Annotated in this window: 16 protein-coding genes; 11 read left to right on the top strand and 5 right to left on the bottom strand. The window is 41.8% G+C overall.

Annotated features, from left to right (window positions below):
- Window positions 1-27 precede the first annotated feature (27 nt).
- The gene (locus tag HWQ42_RS35220; RefSeq protein ID WP_292820774.1) at window positions 28-699 is read right to left on the bottom strand and encodes a glutathione S-transferase family protein; all 672 of its coding nucleotides are present in this window, start codon (window positions 697-699) and stop codon (window positions 28-30) included.
- 273 nt (window positions 700-972) lie between these two features.
- Here HWQ42_RS35220 and HWQ42_RS35215 point away from each other — a divergent pair, with 273 nt between their 5' ends.
- Window positions 973-1722, top strand: a complete 750-nt coding sequence (locus HWQ42_RS35215) for an aspartate/glutamate racemase family protein (RefSeq protein WP_292820771.1) — start codon at window positions 973-975, stop codon at window positions 1720-1722.
- Between the two features lie 19 nt (window positions 1723-1741).
- Here the strand turns inward: HWQ42_RS35215 and HWQ42_RS35210 are convergent, their stop codons facing one another.
- Window positions 1742-1915, bottom strand: coding sequence for a hypothetical protein (locus HWQ42_RS35210; RefSeq protein ID WP_292820767.1), 174 nt, complete (start codon window positions 1913-1915; stop codon window positions 1742-1744).
- 200 nt (window positions 1916-2115) lie between these two features.
- On the opposite strand from HWQ42_RS35210, the gene HWQ42_RS35205 reads away from it, so the two are divergent.
- The 8 genes from HWQ42_RS35205 to HWQ42_RS35170 all read left to right on the top strand — a co-directional run bounded on the left by HWQ42_RS35205 (window position 2116) and on the right by HWQ42_RS35170 (window position 13410).
- A complete protein-coding gene (locus HWQ42_RS35205) occupies window positions 2116-3432 on the top strand; it encodes an MFS transporter (protein ID WP_292820764.1) in 1317 nt (438 codons plus the stop codon).
- Between the two features lie 793 nt (window positions 3433-4225).
- Window positions 4226-6058 (top strand): vanadium-dependent haloperoxidase, encoded by a 1833-nt coding sequence (locus HWQ42_RS35200; RefSeq protein WP_292820761.1) that lies wholly within the window; start codon window positions 4226-4228, stop codon window positions 6056-6058.
- Between the two features lie 85 nt (window positions 6059-6143).
- Window positions 6144-7226: a hypothetical protein gene (locus HWQ42_RS35195; RefSeq protein ID WP_292820758.1), complete on the top strand. Its 1083-nt coding sequence runs from the start codon at window positions 6144-6146 to the stop codon at window positions 7224-7226.
- Between the two features lie 236 nt (window positions 7227-7462).
- Window positions 7463-8353, top strand: coding sequence for a formylglycine-generating enzyme family protein (locus HWQ42_RS35190; RefSeq protein ID WP_292820755.1), 891 nt, complete (start codon window positions 7463-7465; stop codon window positions 8351-8353).
- Window positions 8354-8359: 6 nt separating this feature from the next.
- On the top strand, window positions 8360-10741 hold the full coding sequence (locus tag HWQ42_RS35185) for an arylsulfatase (protein WP_292820752.1): 2382 nt from the start codon (window positions 8360-8362) through the stop codon (window positions 10739-10741).
- Between the two features lie 108 nt (window positions 10742-10849).
- Window positions 10850-11722 carry a bile acid:sodium symporter gene (locus HWQ42_RS35180; RefSeq protein ID WP_292820749.1) on the top strand — a complete coding sequence of 291 codons (873 nt, stop codon included), beginning with the start codon at window positions 10850-10852 and terminating at the stop codon, window positions 11720-11722.
- A gap of 195 nt (window positions 11723-11917) precedes the next feature.
- Window positions 11918-12361, top strand: coding sequence for a hypothetical protein (locus HWQ42_RS35175; RefSeq protein WP_292738211.1), 444 nt, complete (start codon window positions 11918-11920; stop codon window positions 12359-12361).
- A 359-nt stretch (window positions 12362-12720) separates the two neighbouring features.
- Window positions 12721-13410 carry an SDR family NAD(P)-dependent oxidoreductase gene (locus HWQ42_RS35170; RefSeq protein WP_292820746.1) on the top strand — a complete coding sequence of 230 codons (690 nt, stop codon included), beginning with the start codon at window positions 12721-12723 and terminating at the stop codon, window positions 13408-13410.
- 13 nt (window positions 13411-13423) lie between these two features.
- On the opposite strand, the gene HWQ42_RS35165 is transcribed toward HWQ42_RS35170, so the two are convergent.
- Window positions 13424-15730 (bottom strand): FAD/NAD(P)-binding protein, encoded by a 2307-nt coding sequence (locus HWQ42_RS35165; protein ID WP_292820743.1) that lies wholly within the window; start codon window positions 15728-15730, stop codon window positions 13424-13426.
- A gap of 196 nt (window positions 15731-15926) precedes the next feature.
- Between HWQ42_RS35165 and HWQ42_RS35160 the strand changes: the two genes are divergently transcribed.
- A complete protein-coding gene (locus HWQ42_RS35160; RefSeq protein WP_292820844.1) occupies window positions 15927-16112 on the top strand; it encodes a DUF433 domain-containing protein in 186 nt (61 codons plus the stop codon).
- A gap of 143 nt (window positions 16113-16255) precedes the next feature.
- Here HWQ42_RS35160 and HWQ42_RS35155 read toward each other — a convergent pair whose 3' ends face one another.
- Both HWQ42_RS35155 and HWQ42_RS35150 read right to left on the bottom strand, forming a co-directional pair.
- The gene (locus tag HWQ42_RS35155) at window positions 16256-17575 is read right to left on the bottom strand and encodes a hypothetical protein (protein ID WP_292820740.1); all 1320 of its coding nucleotides are present in this window, start codon (window positions 17573-17575) and stop codon (window positions 16256-16258) included.
- Between the two features lie 13 nt (window positions 17576-17588).
- On the bottom strand, window positions 17589-18080 hold the full coding sequence (locus HWQ42_RS35150; RefSeq protein ID WP_292820737.1) for a hypothetical protein: 492 nt from the start codon (window positions 18078-18080) through the stop codon (window positions 17589-17591).
- Between the two features lie 250 nt (window positions 18081-18330).
- Here HWQ42_RS35150 and HWQ42_RS35145 point away from each other — a divergent pair, with 250 nt between their 5' ends.
- Window positions 18331-21192: a caspase family protein gene (locus tag HWQ42_RS35145; protein ID WP_292820734.1), complete on the top strand. Its 2862-nt coding sequence runs from the start codon at window positions 18331-18333 to the stop codon at window positions 21190-21192.
- Window positions 21193-21314 lie beyond the last annotated feature (122 nt).

Here is a 21314-nt window from a genome sequence, read left to right as displayed (position 1 = left end):
TTTTGGTTAATTAGTTGGTCATGTGTCCTATTTCTGAGATGCACCAACGGGAAGAGGTTCACCGAGAACTTTGGCGAATCTTTGCAAATAGAAGTCCACAGGATTTGCAACTGCTTGAATTGACTGGCGATCGCTTACCAGATTCCACCATGTCTGCAAACGAGGTGTTTCTGCTGGTAGTGTGAATTTGCGGAAGTGTTCTAAGAGTGGTAAACGCTCAAACCAGGGATAGAAGCTGATATCAACTAGGCTAAACTGATCTCCTAATAAATAATCACCTTTGCCTAATCCTTCTTGTTCAATATATAAAAGTGCTTCTGTGAACTCTTTTCGTCCTTGTTCTTGTTCTTGGCTATCTTTACCGCGCAGAAATTTGTTAAAAGCTGGGACAAGGCGAGTATTGGCGTAGTCTATCCAGATGCGAGCGATCGCTTTATTTGCGGGATCGCGGGGTAACAAAGGTGGTTCTGGAAAAACTTCATCTAGATATTCATTGATAATAGCGGACTCGTAAATTTCAACATCCCCATGTTTGATAGCCGGAACTTTACCATAGCGCGAAATCTGCGTGTACCCATCTGGTTTATTTTGTAAGTCAATTTCTATCGGGGTGAAGTCAATACCTTTTTCCAGTAAGACGACGCGAGTACGTTGAGAGAAGGTAGACGCTTTGGCGAAGTATAGTTGTATGTTGCTCATGAAATTTTTTCCTTGTAATCATTGTAGATGCAGACTATTTGAGATTGCACAACTCCAACTAAAGCAATAAGACAAAAGCCAGATGTGTTGATTAGTGCAGTGAAATAATTGACTGGCAGGTATCTATGTCAGTTAAGTGATATATTACAGTTTATCGGTCGGTTTAGCGTAGTTTCTATATTATACAGTTTTCCTGAAAATATGTATACCTAATTATTAGTGTAACTAAATAAATATCTAGACATAATCAGGCTTGTCAAAAAGAGGTATTATATGTACTCGAAAGCTGACTCTAATAGGCAAATCCGTCTTGGCTTGCTAGTACCGGCAGGTAACACCACGTTTGAGCCTGACTTTAACTCTGCTTTTTCCAGTCAAGTTACTATTCATAGCCATCGTGTGATTGCTCAACGCTCACACGCATTTGAGAGCTATGAATCAATGGATGACATCAATGAAGAAGCTGTTAAAGAAGTAGAAAAATTAGCTAGAGCCGGGGTACATTTTGGAGCATACGGCTTCACAACAGCAACATTTTACCGAGGGCGAGTTTTTGCCGAACAATTAGAGCAACGGTTGACGCAGGTGCTAGGAGTACCTGTTGTTGTGCCTGCTCTGGCTCTATTAGAAGCCTTGGTATATCTAGAGATTAAGAAAATTTCTGTAGTTACTCCTTATCCCGAATGGAATAACCAAACGCTAAAAACGTTTTTGAGTGAAGCGCCTTTTGAAATAGTGGGGTTTAAAGGTGATGAACGCTCAAAAGAAGTCGCAAAAAAGAATTACCTTTGGCATCAGTTACCCAATGAAGCCGCAACTTTTATCAAAGAGGTATCTCACAAAGATGCGGATGCTATTGTCTTGCCCTGTACGGCATGGAGAACATTTGAGGTAATTGAGGAATTAGAAGCAGATTTAAAGATTCCTGTAGTTACAGCAAATCAAGCCACAATATGGAGTTTAGCAAGGCGTGCTTCTATTGAATCGGCACTTCGTCCTAGAGGAAAACTGTTTGCTATTTAGTCACAGAAATTTTCATAGATTAAATCTTAAAAATAAGGGTCGCATCTGGCAGCCAAACAACTTGGACACGATAAACTCTGTCCTGTTCAATATGATCGCGTTTGGCTGTGATGTCAACTGTGTTTAATTGAGCATCAATCACCTCAAACCCTTGCTGTTTAGCGGTAGAGGTTATGGCTATTCGACCAAACATGGTATAATATGCACTCTGGGCATAATGCCGCTGTTTTTTTTGCTTTAATACTAAGCATACAAACTTTCTGGTTTGCTAACATTAAGCTTTGCTAATACTATTTCAATGCTGGTGATATGCAAGTCTGCTAAAACTTCATCAAAAAAATTAGTAGAGACGTTGAAATGCAATGTCTCTAAATTTCAAATAGTAAAAAACTGATGATACCAAGTAATAGAGAAAAAGTGCAAAGACACAAGCTAAAGTTTTTTTTTGAACTTCCACCTGCGCTTAAATCTGTAAATTTTTCTTGTTTCGTTATTGGACAAAGCTTATCTTTTTTTGGGTCTTGGATGACTCAAATTGCTTTAGTATGGCTAGTTTATCAACTAACTAATTCGGCTGTACTGGTAGGTATAGCTGGATTTACAAATCAAGCTATGGGCTTAATTATTACACCCGTAGTAGGAGTATTGCTAGATCGCTGGAACTTACGATATGTTCTATTAACTACTCAGCTAGTATCTATTGTGCTATCTTCTACCTTAACCTTTTTAACTCTTAGTAATAACATCAATGTTGCATGGATTATTGCCATAGGCACGCTTCAGGGAATTGTAAAAGCTTTCGATTTACCAGCACGCCAGGTAATTATTCCCAGACTTTTGGATAAGAAATCAGATACTTATAGTGCAATGGCTTCCCATTCATTCTTGATTAATACAGCAAAGTTTGTTAGCCCGATGATTGGGGGTTTACTAATTGCCAGGTCTGGTGCAGCTTCCTGTTTTTTAGTAGACAGTATCAGCTATTTACCATTTGTATCTGCAATCTTAACTATCAAAGTCAACCCAGTTATCAATAATTCCTTGGATCAAAAACCCCAAATATGGAAAAATCTTAAAGAAGGGTTTGTTTATGCATACGAGTTTTTGCCGATTAAATATTTATTGATATTACAAGTTACTATTTGTTTTATGGGAATGACTCATGTCAATCTAGTACCGATTTTTGCTCAAGAAGTACTAAAGGGTAACGCTGAAACTATGGGATTTTTGATGACAGCTTCGGCTTTTGGTTCCATAGTTTCAGGTATTTATCTCATCTCTAGAAAAAATGTTATGGGACTGGGAAAAATTATAGCAATCTCTGCCGCACTTTTAGGTTTAGGTTTAATAGTTTTTTCTCGCTCAAAAAATTTTGAAATTTGTCTTGTATTCATGTTTATCATCGGCATGAATAATACTCTAACCTTGGCTTCAATTAGTAATTTTATGCAATCAATTCTTATTGAGGAAGATAAAAGAGGTAGAGTAACTAGTATATTTACAACTGGTTTTTTAGGAATACTGCCTTTTGGTAATTTATTTTTCGGAGCATTGGCAGGTTACTTTGGCGTTGATAATTCTTTATTATTTGGCGGTGTTTGTTGTATTTTAGGAGCATATTTCTTTAGTAGACAACTGCCCAAAATAAGAAAAATAGTGCATCCAATTTATGCAGAGTTGGGCTTAATTACCCAGCCCAATAAAGGCTAATTCCATTTCTACGAGGCCTTACACCTAGTTCTCTCAACTGAACCTTTCAACAACAACCGCCTTTGAGACTCGATCAAAACCCATCGCGTCGCGTTTCATCCATAGTCTCAAGCAGAGAATACGACGCTGCGCGCCTGTTTCTCTGGGGCTTTCACGCTCTTGCTAAGTTTATTGTAAAAACCTCTTGATTTTTATCACCGATTGTGAGAAAGTCTGATTTAATGTCTACAAAATACGGTAAACCGATAGATTTACAGGATTATTTAGCCTGACTGGAAACAAGCGGTGGTTTTAGCTGTGCTTTAATCCCGGCAACATCCGATCGGACTGATTACAACTACAAAACTATAACAGCCATGCAATGAAGGCATAATATCGGCATTCAGTGCTGGTATGACTGCCAGGAGAATCATATCAAGTTTGGGTGATTACTTCTAATAAAATCTATCAATGTAGGTTGAGTTTAACGGCAGTAAAACCCAAGATGAACAAGGATGAAATGTTGGGTTCCCCTGCGGGAAGCCCTTCTCTACTAGACGCTGTTCACATTCGGTTCTACGTTCTTCAACCCAACCTACAGATATTATTAAATGTTTAACCGAACCTGATATCACTCCTATGCAAGTTACCTTCCAGTAAAGTAACCCCAGATATCATCACCAAATCTCGTTAGATTAGCCTGTTTCTCTAGAGGTGGGCATTTTGTGTGTGGCTCGTTGTTCTAGTTTTCAGATGGTCATGTATTCACTTATGACTAAATTTTTGCATTATTTTTTCTAGTGGAGAACATCTCATGCAATTAGATCCAAATTCTCATCAAGGTTCCGAGCAGGATACTCAGGTTAATAGTGAAGATAAACTGAAACAACCCCGTGTAGCTAGCAAACGTTTTTTTGGTAGTCGCGGCAGCAGACGTTTATTTCTCGGTCGCGCCGGTTTTTTTAGTGCAGCTAGTGTTGTGGCAGGGGTTTTCAGCTCATCCTTTTCCTTGAAGAAAGGAGGAAATGTTGTCCAGGCCCAAAGACCTGGTGCAAGGTTTAACTATAGCAACTTACGTAATAGAGCTTTTCAAGTACGTACAAGAGCAGCCAAGGTTAATTCGGAAATTCCTATTCCTCCTCATCCCACCAATGGAGATGAGGCGAAGTATGCTAACAAAATTGCGACGGATACACGAGGATTACCCCATAACAAGCTGGGCGAAGTGGATTTGAAGGCTTATCAATCTTTTATTAATGCGTTGAACTCCGATGATCCCAATGAGTATGAAAAGATCATCCTGGGTGGCAAACGGAAGTTGGTACAACCGCTCGGTCCATTAGCGGTTAGCTTGAGTGGGCTGAGTCCGAGCCAATTGACAATTCCAGTGCCACCTACCCTTGATAGTGCAGAGCAGGCGGCTGAATTCCTCGAAATTGCTTGGCAACAACTGTTGCAGGATATACCCTTTAGCGAGTTCCGCAATAATACAACTAACCCGCTGATTCTGGCAGCAGTTCAGGATCTGAATCGGTTGTCAGCATTCAAAGGGCCTAAACAGAACGGACGAGTTACACCCGAACTCCTATTTCGAGGCACCGCGATTTACGTTAATGGCTCTGGTGGAACGACTTACTACACGTTACCAGGGGTAGATGTGGGGCCATACGTCTCCCAGTTTTTACTGCGTCCTGTGCCCGCAGGAACACAGAGTTATGTTCAGCTTAACCGTGTTCCCCTAGCTATTCCCGAAAACAGTTTTCAAACCAACTATAACGAGTGGTTGCTGGTGCAAAATGGTGGCGATTCTGGTCGAACGATTAAGTTTGACTCAACCCGTCGCTACTTTATCAACGGGCGCGACCAGTCAGAGATTGCCCACACGCCACCACCCGTCTATGCAAATGCTGCTCTAATTCTACTCGCCAAGCCAGCCATTGATAACTTCCTAGCTGGTGGCGTTGGCTCACCTTACAATCCCGGTAATCCTTATAACAACTCGAAGACCCAAGCGAGTGGTAGTGCGACATTTGGTCCAGGGTATTCACAATCTCTCATCGCTTGGGTTGCTCCACATGCAATCAGAGCGGCTTATTGGCAGAAGTACTATGTTCACCGTCGTCTGCGAGCAGAAGCTTATGGTGGGTTGGTTCACAACAACAAGGTGAATAAAACAAACTATCCGATTCACCCCGATGTTTTTAACTCAGAAGTACTAGACCGATTTTTCAGCAAAAACAAATCCTATCTGCTACCGCAAGCTTTTCCTGAAGGGGCACCATTCCACTCTTCTTATCCAGGGGGCGCTTCGGTGTCCGCAGGTGCCAGTGTCACGATTTTGAAAGCACTATTTGATGAGAGTTATGTGATTCCGAATCCGGTGGTACCCGATCCCAAAGATCCCACCAAGTTGATTCCCTATCAAGGCCCAGTGCTGACCGTGGGCGGCGAATTGAACAAACTGGCGGCAAATATTGGCTTGGGTCGTGATAGTGCTGGGATTCACTGGCGCACAGATGCAGCAGCGTCGTTGGCCCTTGGCGAAGCGATCGCCATCAGCATTCTCAGAGATGAAAAGCTAACGTTCCGCGAAAAATTTGCAGGTTTCACCTTCACCAAGTTTGATGGTACAAAAATCACAGTTTAAGGCTTTAACTGTTTGGAAAATATAGAGACACGATATTTCGCGTCTCTACATTTACTTAAATCCTATTTAGTTTCAGAGTTCTACAATGTCTGATCTTTGGAGATTTTACTCTCGATGCCTGCGGCGGGCTGCGCCTACGCGATCTATGTTATTGAGCATAGCAGTAGCGATAGCTTTGCTAACGTCTTCGACGAACGCGTTCTTGATATCTACAACACAAGCACTCAATCCCAAAAATATAGTATCAGCAAAAGAAGCATCGCCGGACATAGAACTAGCTAAGAAATTAGGGAAAGAAATTATTGCTGCTTGTCCCGTTGTCTCTGATACTAAAAATTTAGGTGCCTTCAACTCATGCGCTGACAAACTCACTAAGCTAACAACTCTCCGCGAAACCATGAATGCACCCTTCTTGTGGGGCGCTCAAAGCAAAGTCGGTAATTACAATCTCAAAGATAATCAAACAACTGTATTTGATCCATTGGTTTGGCGTCGCATATACCTAGCCACTTTTATGTTCAAAGGTGAACCAAAAGTTGAACAGGTAAACAATTTAATTGTGATTCACCTTCCCATTCAGTTCCGCAATCAGCTTGATATTGGTGCTTATCCTTATCCTTTTTGGCACTCATCGAAAAAGTGGAATTCTTACCAGCAAAGTACTGAATTACTTCTGTTTCTAGAACAGAAAAAGCTCAAAGGGGCGCTACGTTCAGCTGTGGTTGACTCACAAAGACCAGTAGTAAATCATGTATGGGATGGTAACTGGGTTTGGAATGATGCTCATGGCAAAAAGCAACCTTATGTAACACTATATACCCGTTTGTTTTCTCCATCAAACCCACACGTTGCTAAAGTTGATGCTGCTTATCGTGCATTTGAAGTTAATCTACGTCAACACGCTTGTATTGTTTGCCATAGTCCAGATAACGCAGCGAAGCAGAATCCTTTATTATTGCTGAGTTATCCAAATCAAGCGCTCTCTTTACGACACGAAACGGTGCGCCAAATTAAAGAAAAACGAATGCCGCCTCCGACTGGTATCGTTAACGAGCAAGAACGACAAAAACTGCTTGAACTCGCCCAAACATTTGCCCAAGCAGGCGACCAAGCCCTAGCTTACGAAGGAGAAAAAATAACTTCTTCTCAAGTTCATTCAAACAACTGATGATTGAAAATAATATAAGTTTTAAGAAAAGTTGAATCTTATTGATGAACTACAGGCATTCAATTAAAAGTAACAAAATTGAGAATATTAGGGATGGAAAAATATATTGTTTTCTCACACTAATATTCATTCAGGGAATAGCGATCGCACTCTTATTCATCAATACAACCGCATTGGCAGCCACAGTCAATCCCTGTCCCCAAGGTATGGCGATGATTTCAGGAGGAGCGTTCAAAATGGGGTCTGATAATTCCAGTTTTGTGGAGGAGCGATCGCCTAGAGACGTAACGGTGACTAACTTCTGTATTGATAAATATGAAGTAACAAACTCACAATTTGGTGAATTTGTCAAAGCTACAGGATATGTAACAGTTGCAGAGCGCCCCTTATCTCAAGAACAGTTTCCCGATTTACCCGATGAGCAGCGATTACCGGGTTCCTTAGTGTTTGAGATGGCAAAACCGGGTGTCAAACAACTTTCCTTTCTGAGTTGGTGGCATTGGACTACTGGCGCGAATTGGCAACATCCCTTTGGGCCAGACAGTGCAATCGTTAGCAAATCCAACTATCCAGTTGTTCACATAGCTTACGAAGATGCCCTAGCCTACGCCAAATGGTCAGAAAAATCCCTACCCACCGAAGCCGAATGGGAATACGCCGCCCGTGCTGGCTTGGATGGTGCAACATACACTTGGGGCAATGAATATTCTGAACATAGAGCCAACACTTGGCAAGGAATTTTTCCCTTTTTCAACACCAAAGCCGATGGTCACTTGGGCATTGCTCCCGTCGGTTCTTTTGCACCCAATGGTTATGGACTCTATGACATGACCGGCAATGTGTGGGAATGGACTAGTGATTTATTTCAAATCGGACGCGATCGCAAATCCGATCAAATTAATCCTATTGCCTTAAATCAAAGCTTTGATCCCAAAAAGCCTGATGAGTCAGAGTTACACGTGATCAAGGGGGGATCGTATCTCTGCGCTCCCAATTACTGTAGTCGCTTCCGTCCGGCGGCGCGGGAGTCAGAATCACCCGATACGGGAACTACTCATATCGGGTTTCGGCTAGTTAAAAATTTGCCTTCCAGCACACTACCTATAAATTCAAAATCCCAAATCTAAAATTGTATGACTGATCCTCACAAGAGAGATTCTTTGTATGTATCTCTCAAGTTAACTTCTGGTGCGATCGCATTTTTGACAGCCCTAACGCTAATATTTTCTAGTCTCTTACCTCTACCTGCTTGGGCGGACTATGGCGACAAATTGCCATTACCCCAACCATCTTTTAAAGGCAAAATTGGCCTGACTTACAAAGAATCACAACCAGACTTCCCCAAACCAATTAAGGCTCCAGAAAATGCACCAAACGTCTTGCTGGTGTTGCTTGATGATGTTGGTTTTGGACAAACCAGCACCTTTGGCGGTTCGATCGATACACCTAATTTAGACCGTCTAGCAGCAAGGGGATTGCGTTACAACCAATTCCACACTACAGCACTCTGCTCTCCTACCAGAGCCGCATTGCTTACGGGACGCAATCACCATTCTGTGAATACAGGTGTGGTTGAGGAGTTAGCCACAGGCTACCCAGGTTATACAGCGATTTTACCTAGAAGTGCGGCAACGATCGCTGAAGTATTGCGAGACTATGGATATAACACAGCGGCCTTTGGCAAATGGCACAATACCCCAGACTATGAAACTAGTGCAGCAGGCCCATTCGATCGCTGGCCGACAGGTTTAGGTTTTGAGTACTTCTATGGATTTCTGGGCGGTGATACCAATCAATGGAGTCCAGCCTTGGTGGAAAATACCCAACATATTCAGAAACCAAATCGTCCTGATTATCACCTCACCCCCGATTTAGCAGACCATGCAATTAAGTGGATTCGTACTCAACAAGCGATCGCTCCTGATAAACCCTTCTTTACCTACTTTGCTACTGGCGCTACCCATGCCCCACACCATGCGCCCAAAGAATGGATCGACAAGTATAAGGGTAAATTCGATCGAGGTTGGGATAAATTACGCGAAGACATCTTTGCTCGTCAGCTAGCCTTGGGTGTAATTCCCGCCGATACTAAGCTGACTCCTCGCCCGGCAGAACTCCCAGCTTGGGATTCCCTTACTCCCACCGAGCAGAAAGTTTATGCGCGTCAGGCGGAAGTATTTGCAGGTTTCCTCAGCCATACCGATGCACAAATTGGTAGAGTCATTGATGCGATCGACCAACTGGGTGAATTGGATAACACCTTAGTCTTTTTCATCGCCGGCGATAATGGTGCGAGTGCTGAAGGCGGCTTAACAGGTAGTATCAATGAATTAAAAGTCTTTAATGGCGTAGCAGAAAGTCCTCAAGAAGTTCTCGCGGCTTTAGATGATTTAGGTGGGCCAAAAACCTTCAATCATTTTCATGCAGCTTGGGCTTGGGCAGTAGATAGCCCCTTCCAATGGACAAAACAAATTGCTTCTCACTTCGGCGGAACCCGCAATGGTTTAGTTGTGGCTTGGGGCGAACGCATCAAAAATCGTGGTGGACTGCGAAGCCAATTCCATCATGTAATTGATATTGCGCCTACAATTCTGGAAGCTGTGGGGATTGAAGAACCAGAGGTAGTCAACGGTGTAAAACAACAACCTATCGAAGGTACTAGCCTTGTCTATAGCTTTGATGATCCTGCTGTACCATCCCATCACAAAACCCAGTATTTTGAGATGTTTGGCAATCGTGGCATTTACGATCGAGGTTGGGTAGCAGCTGCCCGTCATGGACGCTTACCTTGGGAGCGTGTGTCCAAAACTACCTTCGATGAAGATAATTGGGAACTATACGATATTACCAAAGACTTCAGTGAAGCCAACGATTTAGCCAAGCAGAACCCTGACAAGTTAGTGCAACTACAAAATCTATTTCTGAAGGAAGCAGAGAAATACAAAGTTCTGCCCTTGGACGATCGCTTACTTCAAAGGTTTGATGTCAAAATCCGTTCCAACCTAATCACAGGACGCAATAGCTTTACTTATTACACATCTGTTGCAGGCATTCCCGAAGGTAGCGCTCCCAATATTAAGAATCGCTCCTTTAGCATCACTGCCGATGTGGATGCTGCCAAAGATGGTACTGAAGGCGTTTTAGTTACCCAAGGCGGACGTTTTGCGGGTTGGAGTTTCTTCTTGCAAGAAGGTAAACCCACCTTTGCTTACAACTTGTTAAATAGCGATCGCACAATTATTCAATCTTCCCAACCAATTGCGATCGGTAAATCCCAAATCAAATTTGACTTTACTTATGACGGTGGCGCTCCGGGAGCTGGTGGTACTGGTAAGCTTTCGATCAACGATCGACAGGTTGCCGAAGGTCGCATTGATAAAACTATAGGCTACCGATTTGGTTTAGATGAAACCTTTGATGTTGGTCAAGATACTGGCACACCTGCGGTAGATACTTACCAAACACCCTTTGCATTCACCGGCAACTTACAGCAAGTCACCCTGGAATTGAAGTAATAGCGACTGGGCATTGGGCATTGGGCATTGGTTATTCTCCTTATCTCCCTTATCTCCCCCTGCTCCCTGCTCCCCTGCCCCTCCGCAACTCTGCGTAGAAAAAAAATTATGAACGAAATCTTGTCACTAATCGATAAACTCGCACTTTTCACATTTATCGTGTTCACCATGTTGGGTGCAGGTTTAAGTCTCACCGTACAACAGATTTGGGAACCACTCCGCAACCCCCGCTTAGTTATCTCATCGCTGCTGACAAATTTTGTGCTAGTACCGCTTTTTGTATATTTGTTACTGCAAGTAGTACATTTAAGCGAACCACTCAGAGATGGCTTACTGATTATGGCAGTAGCATCAGGGCCTCCAGCACTACCTAAACTTGCCCACATAGTCAAAGGCAATATAGCTTTCTCGGTGGGATTAATGATGTTGCTAATGCTGGGCACAATTTTTTATATGCCGATTGTACTGCCCTTAGTGGTGGAAGGTGTGCAAATTAATTCCTGGGACATTGCCAAACCTTTATTGTTAATGATGGTTAGCCCATTGATCGTTGGGTTATTCATCAAAGCAAAATTCAGTGCGATCGCCCCTACTATCCAGCCAATTTTGTTCAAATTATCTAATGCTGGATTGCTTTTAGGTCTGGTTGTCAGGCTGATAGTTCACACTAACGATATCATTGGCTTATTACAAACAGGTGCAATTTTAGTTTGTGCCGTTTTCATAGTCTTCTCCTTTAGCGTGGGTTATCTTTTGGGCGGCCCTGGTATCGATACCCAACGAGTGCTAGGAGTTGGAACAGCTCAACGTAATTTTGCCGCAGCATTGTTAGTAGCTACAAGTAATTTTGAAGATCCCAGCGTCGTGAGCATCATCATGGTGACGAGTATTTTAATGATGATCGTAGTTCTGATCGCCGGGCCAAAGTTCATAGAGCTAGACCAAGCAATGGGTGTAGAGATAGAGCAGGTAGAGGGTTAAGTTAAAAAGTCAGGAGGTTGACTGAATAGCTAACTCTATCAGAGCTAATTTGTAAACTTAAGTAAAGTGCTTGTCTTGTTAGGACAGGCTTAATAATCGCTTCTAAAGTGGGAAATATATGAAAATCGACTTCGACGGAATGACCAAACCCTTTAAGTGCGAGTACAATTTGTTTGATTAATTAGGAGATATATCATGGGTGAATCCAAACGTAGAAAACAGCAAGATCCCAACTACGGGAAAGTTAAAAATCCTATCAAAAAGCTCATGAAAATTGTTTGCCCATTTTTTGAGGATTACAATAATTTTTCTCATCTCGATGATGATACTATATCGTTGATGATAGCTAAGGAAGGGTACAAAGAAACGGGATTAAAAGGAATAATTTTAAAAGGATATCTAGCCGAACATTTAGTAAAAGATTATCCGCCTGAATATGAAATGATAGAAGGTTTCAAGCAACATGGAAATATTTATGTCACTTCAACATTAGCTTTAAGTTATTTAGAGAATGCTATAAATAAAGAGGAGAATCTCAAAAATTTCGATGCCTATAAACCATTAAATGAATTTATTCGGATTGAAAGCGACTCTAAAGAGTACCAAATAGATTTGATATCAGTATTACAAACTCCTTAGAAAGTAGCTAGTAGTTAACTGTGTTTATATTTAGGGACTTCCAGTTAAAAAATATCCAATCGTAGGGGCATAAGACCTTGCGCCTCTACAAATCTAGAAATAATTTGGGATAATTTAGGACTAGCCCTTTCAAGGTGACTCGTAAAATCTCTGTTTTTCTCTCTGCGCTCTCTGTGCCTCTGCGGTTTAAAAGTAATTTATTTAACCACAGAGACGCAGAGAACACAGAGTTAAGAGATTAAAGAGGAATTTTTTGAGCAAAATTTTTACTCACCTTGAAAGGGCTAGTTCTATAATTTATTTTTTGCAAGTCCCTAATTGCGATCCGTCAAGGGTATGAACAAGGAGAAATTGAGGATATGGCAAATGTTGCATTGATTGTTGGGGCTGGTAGTGGACTCAGTGCCTCACTAGCCCGTTTATTGGCAAAAGAAGGCTTTACTATTGCTTTAGCAGCGCGACAAATTGATAAGCTCAAAGCATTGTCTGATGAAATTGGAGCCGTTAATTTTACTGCTGATGCTTCTCAACTAGATGAAGTTGAACAACTATTTACAGATGTCGAACAAAAACTAGGAGTACCAACATTGGTTGTGTATAATCCTAGCTGGCGCATTCGGGGTTCATTTGTGGAACTTGACCCCGCCGATGTTGCCAAAACACTAGAAATTACTGCGTATGGTGGCTTTTTGGTAGCACAAGCGGCGGCAAAACGTCAGTTAGCTGCGGGTGGAGGAGCGATCTTTTTTACAGGTGCTTCCGCCAGTGTTAAGGGTTATCCTCAGTCTGCACCGTTTGCAATGGGTAAATTTGCTTTACGGGGTTTGGCTCAAAGCATTGCCCGTGAATTGGCTCCTCAGAATATCCATGTGGCGCATTTTGTGATTGATGGAGGAATTCGTTCTGCTACCCGGATAGAAACAGACGATCGCCCAGATAGTTTACTCGATCCAGATGCGATCGCTCAAACTTATCTCAGCATTCTCCGCCAACCTCGCAATGCTTGGACTTGGGAAGTGGAATTGCGACCTTGGGTAGAAAAATTTTGATTTTCACTCTGCTCTAGATATACATAGCAAAGTAATCATTGTAGATTTCTGTATTAGTCATGACTGTGAGTTCTATTTGTTTTTGTTCTTCATCTGTTGCCGAACTCGTAGCCGGGTCTAAGCTTTCTTGGGGGATAAAATCACCACAGTATTCATTCGCAGGTACTGTTGCATTCATCTTCTGGGGATAACTTAATTTGAGATTATTCATGATGGTAATGAATTGACTACGGCTGCGATAGCAAAGCTCTCCGTAGGAATCGCTAAATCTGGGATTAAGTCGCTTTTCTTCGCCAATAGTGGAAACTGTGCGTCCTTTATAGTCATGGGCAGGATATACCAAAGTATCATCTGGCAAGGTGAATAAGCGTTGTGTCACCACATCGTATAAAGTTCCAGGATCGCCCCCCTGAAAATCTGTGCGTCCACAACCACGAATAAATAAGGCATCACCAGTTAACAGATGGGTTTTGTTTACCAAATATGCTATGTGACTGGCGCTGTGTCCTGGTGTGAAAATTGTTTCGATGATTACCGATCCTACCTCTAGGATTTCACCACCGACAAGGGAGCGATCGGCTTTTGTCACAGCAGTATTCTGGGGAACAATCACTTGACAGCCTGTTTGTTGCCTAAGTTTGCCTGCCCCTGTAATGTGATCGGCATGGAGGTGAGTTTCTAGACAGTAGCGTAGCTTTAATCCCAGTTCATTCAAAGATTCCAAATCGCGGTCAACTTGCTCTAATACAGGATCGACTAGAACAGCATCTCCTGTCTGGCGATCGCCAATTAAATAAGTGTAACTACTAGTTGCAGGGTCAAAAAATTGGCGAAATAGGAAAGTTGACTGCGGTATCTCTGCACTGCGCTCGCTTAACAAAGGCATCGTTGGAATAGTCCGCACACGCACTGGTAGCGACTGCAACAACGCCTTAGATAATTCCTGCGCCTGTCCCCGTAATTCTGGTACAGCGATAGTTTCCCACAAGTCACCCTTGCGGGGAGTTCCCAAGGTATAAAGCAGCGTCGAAACGTTACCGTCTGCTGCATATAAAGCACCGTGGGTATCTGTATCTAATCCTAAACCGATGGCGTTGGGGCGAATTAATTTCTGCGATCGCAAATCAGTAATCAGAGGATGAGGCGAGCGACGGTAATCTGCTGCTACCCCTGTACAATTCACCACACGGCTGATGTGCAAGATATGATTAGTTTGGGTTTTGCGCTGGCAGACGGTAACAGCTACACCGTCCGGCAAAGCTTCATACTCCCGAATCCGTCCGGCGGTAATGGTGAGTTGAGCAGAATCCAGCATTTCAGTGACAACATCCGCCACCCTTGGGGCAATGCGGTGACGATGCACATCCCAATAGGGTGTTAGATGACGCAAAAAACGTTGCTGTTCTTCAGTCGGTAGTTTTTGCCAGATTTTCTGATTTATGGGACGCAGAGAATCAATTACTGCCCGCCAGTCGTAGCCTTGGGCAGTCGCAATTTCCACCTCGGCACGTAGCCGACGTAACCAGTCGCGTACACTTTTCGGTGAATTTTCTGGCGTCAAGAAACAGGGATAAGGTTGAGCCGCTTGATGTTTTAAGGGAAATAATCCTCGTCGGGACACAGCATAAATTTTACCTCTATGCTGGCGATCGCTCAGAGATAAAACCATATCCACCATTGTCAGTCCCGTACCAATTAGCAACACAGGCGCATCAGCATCAAGGTCTGCTAAAGCATCGGCTGACCAAGCATTCCGCAGATAATCATCATTACTGTTGGGGTTTTGAATAGCGGGGGGTGCAGAAGGTGAATTCCCCAATGCCAACACAACTCTGTCTGCGGCAAAACAGCGACCACTACGCAGAGAAATCATTGCGCCCTTTTCTTCAGGCTGTACGCCTACCACTTCATCGGTCAAGCGTTCTAGTCGCACATCACTAGGTGTTGTGGCTTCTGCTTCTGCTAAAACCGATTGAATGTATAAACCATAGACCTTACGAGGTATGAAGGTACTGGCATTGACTTCTTCTGAAAAAAATGCTGTTAACTCATCGCGGTTGTGCTGAAGCCAACGTAACAAATGCCCTGAATCGTGGGCAAATGCACTCATGTTGCCTGCCGATACATTCAGCAAATGACAGTTAGTATCTGTGCTGTAGGCAATTCCCTTGCCAATTTGATCGCTACGCTCAATCAGCTTAATGGTGAGGGGTTGACTGGCAGTTTTCAATAAATGGGTAGCGACTAGAGAACCACTAAAACCTCCGCCAACAATAGCGATCGTGGTTGGAGTATGGGCAGTTAAAAAACTAGGGTTCATGGCGGTCTTAGTTAGAATCAATAGTTACACTGATTTCATCGAGTCTCTTTACTGGGACTCAATGCTTTTCCAACCCAGATGTAAGAATTAAGATTTGATTTCTTATTAATTCTTATAATACCTGTTTTCAGGCATTAAATGCATCTAATCGATAAATTAACCGTAGTTTTTGGTTATACAGTAATCATCAAGGGCGATCGTTGAAACTTGGCGTATGGGTGTATCTCCTGAAGAAATTCCCCGAGGTTTACCTCATCTAAGCTTGGCACAAGTGTTTGATGCATTGAGTTATTACAGCGATCATCAAGATGAAATTAATGCTTATATTGAACGTAACCGAATCCTTGGGGACTTCCAAATAAAAAAACACTCAACTACCTAACCTAAAAAATCTCTCAAACTCTCATTTCTCCGTGTCCTCTGTGTCTCTGTGGTTAGTTTATTTGAATAATTTATTTTTTGGAAGTCCCTTGATGAATTGATTGATCCGTTAGTGCGAGATTTATGAGTAACTTGTTCATTCGCTTATCGCAATCTTTTTCTCAGCCACCAAACCACAAAACCAACAATTATTCCAACCATCAGGCTGGCACTGAAAGGATATTCGCACAATAAGTGAACGTTACCTTTTATAAATTTATCTTGACACTCTTTCGCAGGGTCTTTTAGCAGAGATACGGTTGCTATCCCAGCACCAGCAACAGCTACAAGCTCTTGAAAGTTACGCTCTCGTTCAGATTTTTCAACTTCTATGCGGCTGCGAGTAGCGTTAATTGTATCTTCTAAAAGTTGCAAGCCAAGCTGCATATTTTCGATATCTTTGGTAATTTGTGGTAAATATTTTTTGTTGGCTAGTTCGCTAAATTTTTCTAGAAAATCTAACTGATTGTTTCCGCCTGTTTTTTCTTTAATCAAAGCCAAGCGTGTTTGATAATTGGATAAATTAATTTCAATAATTTGTTTTTGGAAAGAGAGGTTTAGTAAGTCGATTGTGTATTGCTGAAGAATGTTATCAACGTTATTTAAAATTTTGCGAGAAGTGACAAGGTTTTGCCTTTCTTTTAAATAGTTAATTTGGTTGGTAATTTTTCTATTTTCTTCTATTCTTTTATAATGATTTAGCAGAGATTCTTTGACTAAACGACTTTGCCAATAAGCCCACGAAATCTTACTGCGATAACAAAATAAACCCATCCAATCTTTATAAAATTCTGCCGCTTGTTCTGCACTTTCTCGATTATTATAAATAGTAATAATCACATGATGCTCATTACTATTTAGAGGAGTTTTTACGTTTATTAAGCTCTGATTTATATATTGCGATCGCCCTACTTCAAAAACTGTTCCGTCTAAAAAAGTACCTTTTTCTGGTTGCCAAGAAATATCTTTAAATAAAGCATGATAGCACTCTTTGGCAATATCTTCATGGTTCTGAGATGAGTTTTCTGGTAGCCAACCAGAAAGTAGCCAGGTTTTTCCAATTATTGCCAGTTCTTTATTTACTTTTTCTTCTATTTCAGTTTTTAAGATTGCAAAAGACTTAGCTGGTTGAGTTTCGGTTTGATTATTAACAGAACAATCAAGTTGTAAGCCATAAGTGTCATTTAATCTAACAGGATAATAGTATCCTTCTAAACTTTTATTATTAGAAATAAAGTTAATTTGAGGAGGATTGGTAATCTCTAAATACTCGGTTTCAATATCAGGATCGTAGAATTGAGTATCGGAGGGAAATTGCTCTAAAAAAGCTGCTTGGTTTTTTTGTGTTTCTGCGTCAGTTGTGTTTAAAGAAGTTTTTAAAGCATATAAAAACAAATCGAGTGTAGGATAGATTAAATCGCTCATCACAATGGCAAAACTAATTTGATTGATTGGATTGAGATAAAAATTGTTTCCATTTTTCTAAAAATTTGACTTGTTTCACTGTTTCTTCTGGTTGAGAAGAACTACCAACAATGACTACAACATTATTGATTTGGCTTTCGTAACCTGTCGCTTCATATTTGGGTTTAAAGCCTCTAGTTATTGTGAACTTTTCAAAAGTATTGAGCCTACTAATTTCTGCTTCAGTCGGAAGTAAATCATCAGGAATTTCTTCTAGATTATCTAATTTAGATTTATACAATTGATAAGACTGATTTAACTCAGGATTAGGGGTAATTATTTCTAATAAAAGTCCTTTAATATAATCTTCCCAAGCTTTGGGTTGGGTGTCTAATTGCTTGGCAACTTCTTTTAAATTCTGTTTTTCTTGTTCTCCAAGGGCGGTTTTTAAGTCTTGAAACGCCAAGAGAAAAGCGATGATAGTATTGTCAGCCTTTGTATTCATAGGTTTTTGTACCAAACTCACTACGAATAGTATAAACGTAATTTCAGTGAGATAATTACAGCATATATTTGATGTTCAGTTTTGATATTCTATGTCTAAAAAGAATAATTTATTAAAACTAATGTTGTTTATTATACCTTTTTTCTGGGTAGATTAATCTAGTTTATTGCACTGGATTCTAGTGATTTTTCATACAAACTAAACGAATGCTGTAGACAGATTTTGCCTACAGTTTAACCAAAAAGTTATCAGAGTCAGTCAGGTAAGAAAAATGGCATCGGAATGGGCTGCTCAAGTTATTGGAATTAATTATTACCCAGAGTACACGACTCTAAAGCCGCTAACGGCAGCAGCAGAGGATGCAGAGAAAATTGCCCAACAATTAGAACTATACGGTTATAGACCTTTTCGCGCTCAGTGTTTACCTAGAACTTTAAACCCGAAGGGAGAAGGTAAAATTGACCGCCAAGGCGCGGTAAAGGTGCAAGAATTAAGAGAAGCGATCGCTAATCTTTTCAATCCTCCCGATCCAAACCCCACGCCAGAAACAGCGTTATTCTTTTTTTCAGGACATGGGTGGTGCAAAACTGTAGCGGGCAAAGAAGAAGTATTTCTAGCTACCAGTGATGTTTTACCGGAAGCAGAAATCTATGGTATACCTTTAAGTTGGTTGGGTGAGCAGTTGCAAAGAAGTCAGGCTAAACGAGTTGTTGTTTGGCTAGATTGCTGCTATAGCGGTGAATTGTTAAAATTTATTCCCGCAGATAAAGACTACTGTTTAATTACTGCAACCCGTTCTTACGAAACTGGAGTGGAAATTCCCCACGCGCAGGGGTTGTTGACACAGGCGTTACTTGCAGGATTGAACCCGGAAAATGACGCAGATGGGATCATCAATAGCCACAAATTGGCAGATTTCATTATCAGCCGAATGCCGAATACAGTCCAGCGTCCGTTAATTGCCAATTCGCCACGCGCAATTTTGCTGACAACTAAGTTTTCGCAAAAAAGCTTTCAGGATAAGTGTCCTTATCGTTCTTTGTCGTATTTTAGCGAGACAAAGGAAGATGCTGAGGTTTTTTATGGGCGGAGTGCGTTAACTGGGCAGTTGATTAAACAGGTAAGAGATAAGCATCGCCTCATTGCTGTATTGGGCGGTTCTGGTAGTGGGAAATCATCTTTGTTACGGGCTGGGTTATTCTACCAACTTAAGTTAGGACAAGAAATTCCAGGAAGCGATCGCTGGACTTATATTACTCCGTTTACGCCTAAAGAATCTCCTGTTAACAGTTTACAGGAGGCTTTTGCAGTTTCCTTGGAAAGCTATGGTGTAGACACAAGTCAAATTACCCCCCTTAATCCCCCCTTGCAAAGGGGGGAGACTGGAAAATCTAACTCCCTCCCCTTTGCAAGGGGAGGGTTGGGGAGGGGTAATTTTACCCATGTCATCGGCGAGAGGTTAAAAGCATTAAACACACCAGTCATCTTGATTATCGACCAGTTTGAAGAATGCTTTACTATGTGCGATGACAGCCAGCGCCAAGAATTCTTTGACTGTTTGCGGGAATTAATTGACTGTACAGATAACCTCTATATTTTCATTGGAATGCGATCGGATTTTCGGGGGAGATGGCGAGAATATCCCGAATTTGCCAGCAGAATTAATAAACCTTATATCAACGTCGAACACTTAAGCCGTGAAGAAATTGAAGAAGCGATTACTAAACCGGCTGATTGGGTAGGATTAGGCATAGAGGGAAGGTTAAAACAGCAACTAATTAATGATGTTGAGGATTACCCCGGAAGTTTGCCCTTGCTGCAATATACGTTGACAGAGTTGTGGCGTGAGTCGAGAAATCAAGGCGATGAGGTTCTCAGCCTGAAAACTTATGAGGATTTAGGCGGGGTGGAAGGAACGCTACAAAAACGCGCTGATGCAGTTTACGAAAATCTTTCAGCAACAGAAAAAACGGTGGCGCGGCGGATTTTTCTGGAATTGACGCAAATGGGAGAAACCACAGATGTCCGGCGGCGCGTGCGTTTACGGGAGTTGGTTAATTCTCATCATTCCTTGGAACTGTTGCAACAGGTGAGTGAGAAGTTAGCTGGTAAAGATGCACGATTAATTACCAAGACGGATGAGCCGGATTCCCAGGATGTCATTTTAGATGTTGTCCACGAAGCCTTAATCCGCCATTGGCAAATGTTGCGGGAGTGGAAAGAGGAATATAAGTTGGGAATAGCCATTGAGCGACAAATTGAAGCGGAAGCGCAAGAATGGGAAAAGAATCAGAAAAAGCCAGGGTTTCTGAGAAAAGATGACAGGTTAGCAGTAGCAGAAGTATATTTATCTAGATTTGGTGATTGGCAAATGCTGAATGGGTTAGCCCAGGATTACATTCAAGAGAGTCAAGAACTGCGAAATCGCCTTGAACGAGAAGAGAAAGAACGCCAACAAGAAAAGTTGGCAGCAGCACGGCGACAAAATCGAGTTGTTACCTTGTTTAGTATGGGGTTAGCTGGAGTAGCTATCTTTGCGGGTTATCAATGGTGGAACGCCCAAAACAAAGCTAAGGAAGCAACACAACAAAGTACCATTTCTTTGGCGCAAAGTTCAGAGACTGCTCTACTTTCTGACAGGCAACTTGAGGCTATGATTGCAGCTACACAGTCAGGTAGACAAATTTTAGGTAGACCAATTAAAAATGCCAATTTAGAACAAGAGGCTAACCAACAAGCTATATTGGCACTACAGCGAGGAATTTACAATACTCAAGAGAGAAACCGCTTAGAAGGGCATAGCGATGCGGTCTATAGCGTAGCATTTAGCCCCGATGGCAAGACCATCGCTTCTGCTAGTTCTGACAAAACCGTGAAAGTCTGGGATGCGGTGACAGCTAAAGAAATCACCTCCTTCAAAGGGCATAGCGATGCGGTCATTGGCGTCGCATTTAGCCCCGATGGCAAGACCATCGCTTCTGCTAGTTCTGACAATACCGTGAAAGTCTGGGCTTACTTAAATAACCTAGATGATTTAATTGTCTACAGTTGTGCTAGGCTACGTGGTTATTTACAATCACCCAATGTGAGCGACAAGCACCTCTGCGATGGCATTGATACCAAAAGCAATTAGCTTTGCAGCCAGAAATCAATTACTGCTAATGTGTAATTTTACTTAAAAAATCAAAATATTTTAAGTAATATCATGTTCGGATAATCACTTATGATAAAAGTAGGGATGAAAACGATGAACTA

The sequence above is a fragment of the Nostoc sp. JL23 genome, assembly GCF_017115065.1.
GTDB lineage: Bacteria > Cyanobacteriota > Cyanobacteriia > Cyanobacteriales > Nostocaceae > Nostoc > Nostoc punctiforme_A.
Note: the sequence above shows the minus strand (reverse complement) of the source record. Positions and strands in the feature narration are given on the sequence as shown.

Excerpts from the sequence above, each read along its gene's own strand:
- HWQ42_RS35170 (WP_292820746.1), top strand. The coding sequence starts at position 12,721 with ATGGCAAATGTTGCATTGATTGTTGGGGCTGGTAGTGGACTCAGTGCC.
- HWQ42_RS35220 (WP_292820774.1), bottom strand. The coding sequence starts at position 699 with ATGAGCAACATACAACTATACTTCGCCAAAGCGTCTACCTTCTCTCAA.
- HWQ42_RS35185 (WP_292820752.1), top strand. The coding sequence starts at position 8,360 with ATGACTGATCCTCACAAGAGAGATTCTTTGTATGTATCTCTCAAGTTA.
- HWQ42_RS35145 (WP_292820734.1), top strand. The coding sequence starts at position 18,331 with ATGGCATCGGAATGGGCTGCTCAAGTTATTGGAATTAATTATTACCCA.
- HWQ42_RS35205 (WP_292820764.1), top strand. The coding sequence starts at position 2,116 with ATGATACCAAGTAATAGAGAAAAAGTGCAAAGACACAAGCTAAAGTTT.
- HWQ42_RS35165 (WP_292820743.1), bottom strand. The coding sequence starts at position 15,730 with ATGAACCCTAGTTTTTTAACTGCCCATACTCCAACCACGATCGCTATT.
- HWQ42_RS35190 (WP_292820755.1), top strand. The coding sequence starts at position 7,463 with ATGGGGTCTGATAATTCCAGTTTTGTGGAGGAGCGATCGCCTAGAGAC.
- HWQ42_RS35195 (WP_292820758.1), top strand. The coding sequence starts at position 6,144 with ATGTCTGATCTTTGGAGATTTTACTCTCGATGCCTGCGGCGGGCTGCG.
- HWQ42_RS35215 (WP_292820771.1), top strand. The coding sequence starts at position 973 with ATGTACTCGAAAGCTGACTCTAATAGGCAAATCCGTCTTGGCTTGCTA.
- HWQ42_RS35155 (WP_292820740.1), bottom strand. The coding sequence starts at position 17,575 with ATGAGCGATTTAATCTATCCTACACTCGATTTGTTTTTATATGCTTTA.
- HWQ42_RS35180 (WP_292820749.1), top strand. The coding sequence starts at position 10,850 with ATGAACGAAATCTTGTCACTAATCGATAAACTCGCACTTTTCACATTT.
- HWQ42_RS35175 (WP_292738211.1), top strand. The coding sequence starts at position 11,918 with ATGGGTGAATCCAAACGTAGAAAACAGCAAGATCCCAACTACGGGAAA.
- HWQ42_RS35200 (WP_292820761.1), top strand. The coding sequence starts at position 4,226 with ATGCAATTAGATCCAAATTCTCATCAAGGTTCCGAGCAGGATACTCAG.
- HWQ42_RS35210 (WP_292820767.1), bottom strand. The coding sequence starts at position 1,915 with ATGTTTGGTCGAATAGCCATAACCTCTACCGCTAAACAGCAAGGGTTT.